This is a genomic window from Streptomyces sp. NPDC093018, assembly GCF_040684035.1.
In the GTDB taxonomy this organism is placed as follows: domain Bacteria; phylum Actinomycetota; class Actinomycetes; order Streptomycetales; family Streptomycetaceae; genus Streptomyces; species Streptomyces murinus.
In genome coordinates, this window is record NZ_JBFBFF010000004.1 from 261,264 (window position 1) to 273,143 (window position 11,880).

Consider the following 11,880-nt stretch of genomic DNA (forward strand, 5'->3'; position numbering starts at 1 on the left):
CTTGTGCGGATCCCCGTGCGCGCTGCCTCTATACACGCCGGGAGCAGGTGTTCGGTTCCTCGGGCCGGGGCGTGGCCCATGCCCTGACCTGCCCCGAGGAAACCGTTTCTCCACAGGGAGAGTCCAGGGCGCCTCCCCGTACCTCAGGGCGCTTCCCAGTACCTCCGCGCCCGCTCCTGCGCCCCCGCCGCCGCCCCGAGCCGGTCCAGCCCGAGGAGGACGGCGCCGAGCACCGGACGCGCGTTGACGATATGCACGGTGGCCTTGGGGGCGCGGGCCGCGAGCCGGGCGCGGATGCCGTCGTCCAGCCGGTCGTGCCCGGCCGTCAGCACGCTCCCGCCGAGCAGCACCGGCACCGGTTCGTCCAGCAGTTCGAGGCGGGTCAGTGCGACCGTGGCCAGCACCGTCACCTCGTCCGCGAGCCGGTCCACGATCGCCCGCGCCACCGGGTCGCCGCCCGCCGCCGTGGCGAACAGCACCGGGGCCAGCTCGCCCCGCCGCTCCGGCGCCAGATGCTCCAGGTGCAGCGCCTCGATCAGCGCGTACATGGAGGACAGCCCGAAGTGGGCGGGCAGCGCGTGCGCGAGCGCCGTCGCCTCGCCCCGGCCGTCCTCGGCCCGCGCCGCGAACCACAGCGCCTCCTCCGCGAGGCCCCAGCCGCCGCCCCAGTCACCGGAGATCCGGCCGATCGCCGGGAAGCGCGCGGTACGGCCGTCGGGCCGCATCCCCACGCAGTTGATGCCCGCCCCGCAGACCACCGCCACGCCCCGGGGTTCGGCGACGCCCGCGCGCAGGATCGCGAAGGTGTCGTTGCGCACCTCCACCGCCCCGCCCCACCCGCGCGCGTGCAGCGCGGTCGCCAACTGCTCCTCCTCCACCGGCAGATCGGCGTTGGCCAGGCACGCGGAGACATGGGTGACACGGTCCAGGCCCGCGTCCGCCAGCGCGCGGCGCACCGGCTCGGCGAGCGCGTCGAAGGCCGCCGAGACACCGACCGCGGGCGGCCGGAAGCCCCCGCCGCGCGCCGTGGCCAGCACCTCGCCCGCGGCACTGACCACGGCCACGTCGGTCTTGCTGTTGCCCGCGTCGATGGCGAGCACACTCGCGGTGTCGGTCGAGGTCAGGCCCACGCGAGATGCTCCCGGTTGTGTGCGATCAGTCTGTCGGTCAGGGTCTCGGCGTACTCGTACTGGCCGATCAGCGGGTGCGCGAGCAGGGCGCGGAACACCCGGTCCCGGCCGCCGCGCAGCGCCGCCTCCAGGGCCAGCTCCTCGTACGCCGTCACCTGGGCGATCAGGCCCGCGTACAGCGGGTCCACCTCCGGCACCGGCAGCGGCGCGGGACCGGTCGGGCCGACCGCCGCCTGCACCTCGATCACCGCGTCGTCGGCGAGGAACGGCAGCGTGCCCTTGTTCAGCGTGTTCACCACCTGGTACGGGCTGCCCTGGCCGCGCAGCAGCGCCGCCGCCAGGTCCACCGCGGCCTCCGAGTAGTAGGCCCCGCCCCGCTTGGCGAGCAGCGCCGGCTTCTCGTCCAGGGCCGGATCGCCGTACATCGCCAGCAACTCCCGCTCCATCCGCGCCACTTCCTCGGCCCGCGACGGCTTGGTGCGCAGCTCCCGTACGACCTCGTCGTGGGCGTAGAAGTAGCGCAGGTAGTACGAGGGGACGACGCCGAGGCGGTCGAGGAGGGCGCGCGGCAGCCGCAGGTCGTCGGCGATGGCGTCACCGTGCTCGGCGAGCAGCTTGGGCAGCACGTTCTCGCCCTCCGGCCCGCCGAGCCGTACGGCGGTCTCCCAGGTGAGGTGGTTGAGGCCCACGTGCGCGAGGTGCACGTCCTGCGGGCTCACCCCGAGGCGGTCGGCGAACTTGCGCTGGAGGCCGATCGCCACGTTGCACAGGCCGACCGCGCGGTGCCCGGCGTGCAGCAGTGCGCGGGTGACGATGCCGACCGGGTTGGTGAAGTCGATGATCCAGGCGCGCGGGTTGCTGCGCCGGACCCGCTCGGCGATGTCCAGCACGACCGGTACGGTGCGCAGCGCCTTGGCGAGGCCGCCCGCGCCGGTGGTCTCCTGGCCGACGCAGCCGCACTCCAGCGGCCAGGTCTCGTCCTGCCGCCGGGCCGCCTGGCCGCCGACGCGCAGCTGGAGCAGCACCGCGTCGGCGCCGTTGATGCCCGCGTCCAGGTCGGCGGTGGTCACGATCCGGCCGCCGTGCCCCTGCCTGGCGAAGATCCGCCGGGCCAACCCTCCCACCAGCTCCAGGCGTTCGGCGTCGGGGTCCACCAGGACCAGTTCCTCGACGGGCAGGGTGTCCCGGAGCCGGGCGAAGCCGTCGACGAGTTCGGGGGTGTAGGTCGAGCCGCCGCCGACCACGGTGAGTTTCATACAGAGATCAACCCTTCACTCCGGTGAGCGTGACGCCTTCGACGAATGCCTTCTGGGCGAAGAAGAACACGACGATGACGGGGGCCATGACCAGCACCGTCGCGGCCATGGTGAGGTTCCAGTCGGTGTGGTGTGCGCCCTTGAAGGACTCCAGGCCGTAACTGAGCGTCCAGGCACCGGGGTTCTCGGAGGCGTAGATCTGGGGGCCGAAGTAGTCGTTCCAGGCGTTGAAGAACTGGAAGAGGGCCACGGCGGCGATGCCGGGCTTGGCCATCGGCAGTACGACCCGGACGAGGGTGCGCAGTTCGCCGCAGCCGTCCACCCGGGCGGCGTCGACGTACTCGTTCGGGATCGTCATCAGGAACTGGCGCAGCAGGAAGATGGAGAACGCGTCGCCGAACGCCATCGGGATGATCAGCGGCCACAGCGTCCCGGACAGGCCCAGCTGCTTCGCCCAGAAGAGGTACATCGGGATGACGACGACCTGTGGGGGCAGCATCATCATCGAGATCACCAGCATCAGGGCCAGATTGCGGCCAGGAAAGCGGAACTTGGCGAGCGCGTACGCCACCGGGATCGAGGACACCACGGTCAGTACGGTGCCCAGGCCCGCGTAGATCAGGGTGTTGCGCCACCAGGTGAGGAAGCCGGGCGTGTCGAAGACCTTGCGGTAGTTGCCCCACTCCCAGGTGCCCGGGATCAGATCCCGGCTCAGTGCCTGGCTGTCGCTCATCAGCGAGGTCAGCAGCACGAACACGAAGGGCAGTACGAAGAAGAGCGCGGCGGCGACGCCGAGGGAGTGCACCGCGATCCACCGGAGCAGCTCCTTGCGGCGGGCGGTGCGTCGCGCGGGCGCGGACGGCTCGACCAACTTCCGTGGTTCGACGAGTACTTGGGTCATGGTCAGTCACCTGCCTGGATCAGGCCGCCCCGGCGCCGCATCAGAAGCGCGGTGAACGCCATGGAGAGGGCGAAGAGTACGAGGGCGACGACGCACGCGGAGCCGTAGTCGAAGCGCTGGAAGCCGAGGTTGTAGACGAGCTGGGGCAGGGTGAGCGTGGACTTGTCCGGGTAGCCGGGCTCGAACTGGGCGCCCGCGCCCTGGATCACCCCGGAGGCCACCTTCCCCGCGACCAGCGGTTCCGTGTAGCACTGCATCGCCTGGATCACGCCGGTGACGACGGCGAACATCACGATGGGGGAGATGTTCGGCAGCGTCACGTACCGGAACCGCTGCCAGGCGGAGGCGCCGTCCAGCTCGGCCGCCTCGTACTGCTCCCTCGGCACATCGAGCAGCGCGGCCATGAAGATCACCATCAGATCGCCGATGCCCCACAGCGCGAGCAGGGTCAGCGCCGGCTTGGACCAGTCCGGGTCGTTGAACCAGCCGGGCGCCGGTATCCCCGCCTTCTCCAGGAGCGAATTGACCGGCCCGGTACCGGGGTTGAGCAGGAAGGCGAAGGCCATGGTGGCGGCGACCGGCGGGGCGAGATAGGGCAGATAGAACAGGGTGCGGAAGACGCCGGTACCCGTCTTGATCTTCGTGATGAGCATCCCGATGCCGAGCCCGAAGGCCACGCGCAGGGTCACCATCACCACGACCAGCCACAGCGTGTTGCGCAGCGCGGGCCAGAACAGCGGGTAGTGCGTGAAGACGTACGTCCAGTTCTTCCCGCCGCTCCAGGTGGGCGGCCGGAAGCCGTCGTAGTGCATGAAGGAGAAGTAGACCGTCGAGATCAGCGGGTACGCGAAGAACACCGCGAAGCCGATCAGCCACGGTGACAGGAAGGCGATTGTGCGCAGCGCCGAGCGGCGGCGCTTGGCGGCCAGGGTGAGCGTGCTCATCGGCTACTTCGCCTGCGCGATGTCCGTGTCGATCTGCGCGGCGGCCTTCTTCAGCCCGGCCGTCAGATCGGTGACCCTGCCGCTCTCGTAGTCGTAGCCCAACTGCTGGAGCGTCACCAGGTACTGGCCGCCGTTGAGGGAGGCGGGCGTGGTGGTGGAGTCGGGGTCGGCGGCGATGTCCAGGAAGGTCTTGAAGCGCGGATCGTACGTCAGCTTCGGGGACTTGAGGGCCGCGAGGGTGGACGGCACATTGTGGATGTCGTTGGCGAAGCCGACCACCGCGTCCGTGTCCGTGCTGATGTACTTCACGAACTCCCAGGCGGCGTTCTGCTTGCGGCTGGTGGCGGCGATGCCGGTGATGGTGCCGGTGATGTAGCCCTTGCCGTACTGGTCCAACTGATCGTCCGGTACGGGCAGCGGGGCGACGCCTATCTCGAACTTCGGTTTGGCCTGCTCGGCCATCCCGAGCCGCCACTCGCCGTCCAGCTGCATGGCCACCTGGCCGGTGTGGAAGGGGTGTTTGGCGCCCCACTCGTCGCCGAGGGTGGAGCGGAACCGCTCCAGCTTCCGGAATCCGCCGAGTTCGTCCACGAGCCGCTTCTGAAGCGCGAACCCCTCCTGGAAAGCCGGGTCCTTGGCGACGTTCGACTTGCCGTCCGCGGTGAAGTACGTCGGCGAGAACTGGCCGAAGTAGTGCTCGGTGGTGGTCTCCCAGCCGTGGTAGTCGGGCATGAACCCGAGCTGCTTGTACGAGTCCCCGGCGGGCACGGTCAGCCGCTTGGCGTCGGCCTCGAACTCGCTCCAGGTCTTAGGGGGTTGATCGATCCCGGCCTTCGCGAACGCCGTCTTGTTGTAGTACAGCCCGTACGCGTCGCCGAGCAGTGGCACGGTGCAGCGGTCGCCGTCGAACTGGGTGTACTCGTTCATGGCCTTCGGGAAGGTGCGCGCGGGGTCGATGCCCGCCTTCTTCAGGAAGGGATTGAGGTCGATCAGCGCGCCGGAGGAGCAGAACTTGCCCACGTTGTTGGTGGTGAAGGAGGAGATCACGTCCGGGGCGTCGCCGCCGCCCGTGCGCAGCGCCTGGTTGATCTTGTCGTCGGTCATGTTGCCGACGATGTGCACATGGATGTTGGGGTGCGCCTTCTCGAACCCGGCGACCAGGGACTTGACCGCCGCGACCTCGTTCGGCGCGCTCCAGGCGTGCCAGAAGTTGATCGTCGTGTCCTTGGTCGGGTCGTCCGTGGCACCCGCGTCGGACTGCCCGGTGCAGGCGGCGGTCAGCAGTACGGCGGAGACGGTGAGGGCGAGGGCGGCTTTGCGGGTGGCTCTGGTGACTCCGGGTGTTGCGGTGGGCATGGCGGATCTCCCAGGACGGTTCGGGTCGGGGTGGGGAGGGCGCGGTGCGGGGGTGTGCGGTGCGGGGGTGTTTCGTGGCCCGGGCTTTATCGGAGCCCCGGCCGGTCAGCGCGAGGTGTCGAAGACCTCGTCCCGGGTGGTGGCGAGCGCGGACTCCAACGCGCCGCGCAGGACGGGGTGTTCACGGATGTCGCCGAGGACGAGCCGGGGCCGGGCCGCCGCCAGCTCCTCCAACTCGGCCTGGATCAGGGCGCGCAGCACCTCGCCGCCGGCGGTCAGCGCGGAGCCGCTGAGGACGACGAGTTCGGGGTCGAGGACCGAGACGAGCGCGGCGAGACCGGTGGCGAGCCGGGTCGCGTACGCCGTCAGCAGCTCCCGGTGCGGGCCGTCCGCGTGGTCGGCGGCGCGGGCCAGCAGCTCGCGGGCCGACTCGGTGTACGGCCCCGACGGCACGTCCGGGACGCCGAGTTCACGGGCCAGCTTCGGCAGCTCCTGGGCGCCGGCCAGCTCCTGGTAGCCGCCGCTGTTGGCCCGGGTCACCTGGCGCACCAGGGGCGTGCCCGGCACCGGCAGGAAGCCGACCTCACCGGCGCCGCCGGTCCAGCCGCGGTGCAGCCGGCCGCCGAGGACGAGGGCGGCGCCGAGTCCCTCCTCGTTCCACAGCAGCACGAAGTCCCCGTGGCCGCGGGCGGCACCGAGGCGCTGTTCGGCGACGGCGACGAGATTGACGTCGTTCTCGTACTCGACCGGCATCGGCAGCGCGGCGGCGAGTTCGTCGAGCAGCGTGGGGGAGTGCCAGCCGGGCAGGTGCGAGGCGTAGCGCAGCCGCCCGGTGTTCGGGTCGAACGCGCCGGGCGTGCCGATGACGACCCGGTGCAGCTCGCCGCGCGCCAGCCCGGCCGCCTTCACGGCGCCGTCGAGGGCGTCGGTGACCTGTCGTACGACGGACTGCGCGGGCCTTCTGCCGGGGGTGGGCAGCTCGTACTCGCCGATCGTGCGGCCGGTGATGTCGGCGACGGCGGCGCGGATGCGGTCCGGGGCGACATCGAGCCCGGCGGCGTAGGCGGCACCGGGGTGCACCGCGTACAGCTGGGCGCTGGGCCCCGGCCGCCCCTCGCTGGTCCCGGTGACCCTGACCAGCCCCGCGGCCTCAAGCCGGGCCAGCAGCTGGGAGGCGGTGGGCTTGGACAGCCCCGTCAGATTCCCGATCCGGGTCCGGGACAGCGGCCCGTGCTCCAGCAGCAGATCCAGCGCGGCACGATCATTCATCGCCCGCAGCACGCGCGGAGTCCCCGGCGTACCGGCCGTTCCTGCCATGGGTCCCGACACCTGCCTCACTGTTAGGAAACTTTCCTATTCCGCCCGAACGTAAGCCCGGCGGGGAGGGGGCGTCAATACGTGAGACCCCCGAGGCAACGGAGTCGTTATCTCGGGGGTGCGGAGGGCTCGTCAGCTGGTGACGAGGAAGGGGCTGGTGTCGAGGGTGGGGTACGGCGCCGGAAGGGGGAGGGGGTCGCCGAGGTCGACCTTGATGTCGTGCTCGTAGTAGGCCTCTACGGGGTTGTCACCGGAAAGCGTCGGTCCGGTGTAGCAGTGGGCCGTCCGCGTTTCGCGGTTGATCAGGACATAGACCGGGATTCCGGCTGCGGCGTAAGCGGCCAGCTTGGCACCCGTGTCGATGGCGTGGTTGGACGACGTGACCTCGCCGACCAGAGCGATCATGCCGATCGGGTACCAGCCCTTGTGGACCTTGAGATACGAGCTGTCCAGTTCGGTCGGCTCACGGCGCAGGATGTAGAAGTCGGGGATCACCAATGCCATGGTGCTGCCGTCCTGGTGGGCCGCGCGGAAGCCCATGCCCATACCCGCCAGATCGAGTCCGGCCATGTGGAGCTGGAAGGTGAGCTTGACCGCGCCCTTGCTGTGGTTGTAATCCGGCTGCGGCGGCACGATGACCGTCCCCTCGATGTACTCGGGTCGAATCGGCGCCACCGACGCCTTCTCGAACGCGATCAGCAGATCGATGGGGTCCTGCGTCATCATCGGCTCCACGAGAGGTCCGGCGCTCATCGCTCGTTCTCCTTGTCGCATCGATGCCAGGCTAAGCCCGCTCCGGGCGCCCCGGCAGAACGATGGGGCACCCCGAACGCCACCGCGCCGGAATGCCCCACCCCTTCACTCGAACGAGCGTGCTGAACCGTTCCCCTACTTCTACTTCCTCGGCGGAACCGTCCGCTGCGTCGTGATCGGGGTCGTCGCCATCGACTGCGGGGAGTCGGAGTTGGAGAAGGCGGAGGGGGCGGCGACCGCGGCGGTCGGGTCGGGCAGGTCCTGCACGTCCTCGACGGCCGTCGCGCCGCCCACGATGCGGATGTGCGCCGCGTCGAAGGCGCGCTTGATGCGCCAGCGCAGTTCGCGTTCGACGGTGACGGACTTGCCGGGCATGGTCTTGGCGGAGACGCGGACCACCATGGAGTCGATGAGCACGGAGTCCAGGCCGAGGACCTCGATCGGGCCCCACAGCAGCTCGTTCCAGGGCTCTTCCTTGCTCGTCTTCTCGGCGACCTCGTCCAGCGTCGCCTTGACCTTGTCCAGATCCTCGCTCGCCCGCACGGTCACATCGACCCCGGCCGTCGCCCAGCCCTGGGACAGGTTGCCGATCCGCTTGACCTCGCCGTTGCGGACGTACCAGATCTCGCCCTCGGCACCGCGCAGCTTCGTCACGCGCAGCCCGACCTCGATCACCTCGCCGGTGGCCACGCCCGCGTCGATCACGTCGCCGACGCCGTACTGGTCCTCCAGGATCATGAACACACCGGACAGGAAGTCCGTGACGAGGTTCCGCGCGCCGAAACCGATCGCGACACCGGCGACACCGGCGGACGCCAGCAGCGGGGCCAGGTTGATCTTGAAGGTGGACAGCACCATCAGCGCCGCCGTACCGAGGATCAGGAAGCTCGCCACCGAGCGCAGCACGGACCCTATCGCCGCCGACCGCTGCCGCCGCCGCTCCGCGTTGACCAGCAGCCCGCCCAGCGCGGTGCCGTCCACGGCCTGCGCGGTCCGGGCCATCCGCTCTATCAGCTTGGTGATCGCCCGCCGCACCACCGATCTCAGCGCGACCGCCACGACGATGATCAGCAGGATCTGCAGTCCCATGGCGAGCCACGTCGACCAGTTCTGCTCGACCCAGCTCGCCGCGTTCGTCGCGCTCTCCTGGGCGTCCTGGAGCGTCGGCACCGCAGGCGCCGTACCCGAGGGGAACGGCGACGGGGACGAAGACGCACCGGCGGCCATCAGGACCACGGGCAAGGACGACACGGCAGGTACCTCCAGGTGCTGCACGGTCCGTACCGGTGGGGCGGGCAGGGTCTGCGAGGTCACGAAAAGATCACCGGACGGCCAGCACCACCACACTAACGGGGCATTGTGGGTGTCCTGTGCGGATCCGCCAAGGAGGGGCGCAGGAGAGACACGGCTCACCCTGGCTTGAACAGGCCGTGATCCTGGGGATGTATCCCCTGTGGTCGAAAACACTCCCAGCCCGTTACCGGGACATGGTGGCGCCGCCACCAGGCATGAGGGGAGACTGGCTGCAGATCGTCCCGGCGCGAGCCACGCGCCGCCGACGCCCAAGGAGGCACCCGTGCCGCATGTCCTGGTCCTCAACGCGTCGTACGAGCCGCTCGGCGTCGTACCGCTCCGCCGCGCGCTCATCCTCGTCCTGGAGAACAAGGCCGTCTCCCTTGAGGAATCCGGCGCCTTTATGCACAGCGCGACCGTCACACTCCCCGCACCCAGCGTGGTCCGGCTCAAGCGATTCGTCCGGGTTCCCTACCGCGGACCCGTTCCGCTCACCCGCCGTGCGCTCTTCGCACGCGACGGAGGCCGGTGCATGTACTGCGGTGGCGTCGCAACCAGCGTCGACCACGTCATCCCGCGCAGCCGCGGGGGCAAGCACGTCTGGGACAACGTGGTGGCCTCCTGCCGCCGCTGCAACCACGTGAAGGCCGACCGCCACCTCGTCGAACTGGGCTGGCGCCTGCACCACAAACCCGCCCCGCCCACCGGTCTGGCCTGGCGCATCATCGGCACCGGCCATAGGGACCCGCGCTGGCTGCCCTACCTACAGCCGTACGGCGCGGACGACGCCATGGCCCGGATCGACGGCATCTCAGCCTGACGATCCGGGCCTCTGCGCGTCCGCCCCGCGCCCCGGCCTCCTCGGGCGGGGACGCGGGGCGCGGGGGCGTGCCCGCTCATGGGCCATGCCGGCCGGCGCTGCCCTTATTGCGTTGCACTGCGTGTTGCGCTGTGTGGGGGCATTGTGGGCGTGGAGACGGCGGACCCCTCCGCCGGCGAGGCGTTCGTGCACGTGTGGGAGCTCCTGCTGAGTGGTGAGGCGGACCTCATCGAGATCGGGCGCTCTTCACCGGCCCTCCCCGAGGCCCCGGCGCCCTCCAGGCGGGAGCTGACCGGCCCCTTGGTCCTCCTTGTCCTGCTGCCTGGCGGACGTATGCGCGTTCAGACCGTGCGAAGAGGGGATTCATCGCTCACTCGACTGGGTGCCTTACTGGAACTCCATCACCCGGAGCGGTGACCGGCGCGGGCCCGAGGCTCCACTGGGCCCAGACCGTCTTGCCGACGCCGGCCCGTGGCGCCACGCCCCAGTCGTCCGCCAGTGCCTGGACCAGCAGCAGACCCCGCCCGAACCGCTGGTCGCCGGTCACCGCACGGAGGCTCGGCCGGAGTTCGCCGCGGGGGTCGCTGACCTCGACGCGGAGGGCGGCGGCCGTGGTGAGGACCCGCAGCCGGATGAACCGGCCGCGCAGGCTGCCGTGCAGCAGGGCGTTGGTCATCAGCTCGCTGACGACGATGGCGACGTCTTCGGTGAGCGCCGTGTACCCCCACTCGCCGACCAGGCGCGAGGTGCGGTGCCGGGCCAGGGTGACGCTGCGGGGGAGGGGGGTGTAGTCGAGCTGGTCCTCGTGGACGAGGGCGATGGGGGAGGGGATGGCGTCGGGCATGGGAGCCTCCGGTGAATTCGCTGAGTGAGCGACCGAAGGCTGACGGTAGCGACGCTTGAGTTATAGATGCAATGTCTGCGGAGATAATTGTCTCCAACGAGTGACGTGCCGTCAGGATGCGACAGACTGAGGCCGTGACTCGTACCTCATCCCTGGGTAACCGAACGTCAACTGTCCTGGGCCGCAGGCTCGGTGGAGAACTGCTGCGGCTGCGTGACGCGGCGGGCAAGACCCAACGGCAGGCCGCCGAGGCGATCAACGCGACGAACTCGAAGATCGTGAAGATGGAACAGGGCTGGGTCCCGATGCGGGACCCGGACATCCGTGTGCTCTGCGAGTGCTACGGGCTCGACGATCCCGAGGCGGTGGGCCGGCTGCTGGACCTGGCAAGACTGGACCGCGAACGCCGTAAGGCCAAGGGCTGGTGGCAGGACTCGCCCCACCCGGGCACGCTCACGGAGTACATCGCGCTGGAGGACGCCGCCAGCCGTGTACGAACATGGGAACTCTCCATGATTCCGGGTCTGTTCCAAACCGCGGAGTACGCCCGTTCACTCGCGATCAGCGAAGGCGCGGGTGTCTGGGAGGACCCGGACGAGATCGAGCGCCTGGTGGAGATCCGCATGCGTCGTCAGCAACGGCTGTACGACGAGCGCCCACTTGAGGTGTACGCCATCGTCTGGGAGGCGGCACTACGGCAGTTGATCGGCGGTCCCGGTGTCATGCGCGCCCAGCTGGAGCACCTGCTGAAGGTGGCCGAACTGCCCAACGTCCGCTTGCAGGTATTGCCGTTCCATGCGGGCGGGCACCCCTGTCTCACCGCTTCGTTTACCATCATCTCGTTCGCTGAGAGTGAGGCGGTGGACGTCGTTCACGCGGACACCATCACGTCCACGGTGTGGGCGGAGAACAAGTCCGACAGCACGGCGTACGGCGCCTTCTTCGAGCGCACGGCCCGACTCAGCCGCGCCCAGCGTGATTCGGCCCAGCTGATCGACACCATTCGCCAGGAGATCTGACCTCATGCCCGAGTTCGACTTCGTGAAGTCCAGCTACAGCAACACCGGGGGCCAGTGCGTCGAAGTCGCCCGCAACGTCCCCGACGTCGTCGCCGTCCGCGACTCCAAGACCCCCGACGGGCCGCTGCTCCGTCTCGACCCCCGTGCCTGGACGGAGTTCACCGCTTCGCTCGGCTGACAGCACGGTCCCGGGAGCCCCCGCGCCCCCGGGACCGCACGGCCTGACGGACGAGAAGGCGGAAGTAAC

At 69.9% G+C, this 11,880-nt stretch carries 12 protein-coding genes; 3 read left to right on the forward strand and 9 right to left on the reverse strand.

Translation table 11 applies throughout. From position 1 onward, the window contains the following. Positions 1-143: 143 nt before the first annotated feature. From AB0N90_RS11780 to AB0N90_RS11815, 8 genes are all read right to left on the reverse strand, one after another. Positions 144-1,130, reverse strand: coding sequence for a BadF/BadG/BcrA/BcrD ATPase family protein (locus tag AB0N90_RS11780; RefSeq protein ID WP_365195237.1), 987 nt, complete (start codon positions 1,128-1,130; stop codon positions 144-146). Then, positions 1,121-2,386: a 6-phospho-beta-glucosidase gene (locus tag AB0N90_RS11785; RefSeq protein ID WP_365195239.1), complete on the reverse strand. Its 1,266-nt coding sequence runs from the start codon at positions 2,384-2,386 to the stop codon at positions 1,121-1,123. The genes AB0N90_RS11780 and AB0N90_RS11785 overlap by 10 nt, the downstream gene beginning before the upstream one ends. Before the next feature lie 7 nt (positions 2,387-2,393). Continuing rightward, on the reverse strand, positions 2,394-3,287 hold the full coding sequence (locus AB0N90_RS11790; protein ID WP_365195241.1) for a carbohydrate ABC transporter permease: 894 nt from the start codon (positions 3,285-3,287) through the stop codon (positions 2,394-2,396). Between the two features lie 2 nt (positions 3,288-3,289). Beyond that, positions 3,290-4,231, reverse strand: a complete 942-nt coding sequence (locus AB0N90_RS11795; RefSeq protein WP_365195243.1) for a sugar ABC transporter permease — start codon at positions 4,229-4,231, stop codon at positions 3,290-3,292. A 3-nt stretch (positions 4,232-4,234) separates the two neighbouring features. Then, entirely contained in the window at positions 4,235-5,587 is a 1,353-nt protein-coding gene (locus AB0N90_RS11800) for an ABC transporter substrate-binding protein (RefSeq protein WP_365195246.1), read from the reverse strand. Between the two features lie 105 nt (positions 5,588-5,692). Continuing rightward, positions 5,693-6,904 carry an ROK family transcriptional regulator gene (locus tag AB0N90_RS11805; RefSeq protein ID WP_136101221.1) on the reverse strand — a complete coding sequence of 404 codons (1,212 nt, stop codon included), beginning with the start codon at positions 6,902-6,904 and terminating at the stop codon, positions 5,693-5,695. 132 nt (positions 6,905-7,036) lie between these two features. Then, positions 7,037-7,657, reverse strand: a complete 621-nt coding sequence (locus tag AB0N90_RS11810) for a Uma2 family endonuclease (protein ID WP_365195249.1) — start codon at positions 7,655-7,657, stop codon at positions 7,037-7,039. Between the two features lie 141 nt (positions 7,658-7,798). Then, on the reverse strand, positions 7,799-8,884 hold the full coding sequence (locus AB0N90_RS11815; RefSeq protein ID WP_365195796.1) for a mechanosensitive ion channel family protein: 1,086 nt from the start codon (positions 8,882-8,884) through the stop codon (positions 7,799-7,801). Between the two features lie 349 nt (positions 8,885-9,233). On the opposite strand from AB0N90_RS11815, the gene AB0N90_RS11820 reads away from it, so the two are divergent. Then, a complete protein-coding gene (locus AB0N90_RS11820) occupies positions 9,234-9,770 on the forward strand; it encodes an HNH endonuclease (RefSeq protein ID WP_085564765.1) in 537 nt (178 codons plus the stop codon). 370 nt (positions 9,771-10,140) lie between these two features. Here the strand turns inward: AB0N90_RS11820 and AB0N90_RS11825 are convergent, their stop codons facing one another. Then, positions 10,141-10,614, reverse strand: a complete 474-nt coding sequence (locus AB0N90_RS11825) for an ATP-binding protein (RefSeq protein WP_365195251.1) — start codon at positions 10,612-10,614, stop codon at positions 10,141-10,143. Between the two features lie 134 nt (positions 10,615-10,748). Between AB0N90_RS11825 and AB0N90_RS11830 the strand changes: the two genes are divergently transcribed. Beyond that, positions 10,749-11,633, forward strand: coding sequence for a helix-turn-helix transcriptional regulator (locus AB0N90_RS11830; RefSeq protein WP_365195253.1), 885 nt, complete (start codon positions 10,749-10,751; stop codon positions 11,631-11,633). A gap of 4 nt (positions 11,634-11,637) precedes the next feature. Next, positions 11,638-11,811 carry a DUF397 domain-containing protein gene (locus tag AB0N90_RS11835; RefSeq protein WP_365195255.1) on the forward strand — a complete coding sequence of 58 codons (174 nt, stop codon included), beginning with the start codon at positions 11,638-11,640 and terminating at the stop codon, positions 11,809-11,811. Positions 11,812-11,880 lie beyond the last annotated feature (69 nt).

Excerpts from the sequence above, each read along its gene's own strand:
- AB0N90_RS11805 (WP_136101221.1), bottom strand. The coding sequence starts at position 6,904 with ATGGCAGGAACGGCCGGTACGCCGGGGACTCCGCGCGTGCTGCGGGCG.
- AB0N90_RS11795 (WP_365195243.1), bottom strand. The coding sequence starts at position 4,231 with ATGAGCACGCTCACCCTGGCCGCCAAGCGCCGCCGCTCGGCGCTGCGC.
- AB0N90_RS11800 (WP_365195246.1), bottom strand. The coding sequence starts at position 5,587 with ATGCCCACCGCAACACCCGGAGTCACCAGAGCCACCCGCAAAGCCGCC.
- AB0N90_RS11815 (WP_365195796.1), bottom strand. The coding sequence starts at position 8,884 with ATGGCCGCCGGTGCGTCTTCGTCCCCGTCGCCGTTCCCCTCGGGTACG.
- AB0N90_RS11785 (WP_365195239.1), bottom strand. The coding sequence starts at position 2,386 with ATGAAACTCACCGTGGTCGGCGGCGGCTCGACCTACACCCCCGAACTC.
- AB0N90_RS11810 (WP_365195249.1), bottom strand. The coding sequence starts at position 7,657 with ATGAGCGCCGGACCTCTCGTGGAGCCGATGATGACGCAGGACCCCATC.
- AB0N90_RS11825 (WP_365195251.1), bottom strand. The coding sequence starts at position 10,614 with ATGCCCGACGCCATCCCCTCCCCCATCGCCCTCGTCCACGAGGACCAG.
- AB0N90_RS11835 (WP_365195255.1), top strand. The coding sequence starts at position 11,638 with ATGCCCGAGTTCGACTTCGTGAAGTCCAGCTACAGCAACACCGGGGGC.
- AB0N90_RS11790 (WP_365195241.1), bottom strand. The coding sequence starts at position 3,287 with ATGACCCAAGTACTCGTCGAACCACGGAAGTTGGTCGAGCCGTCCGCG.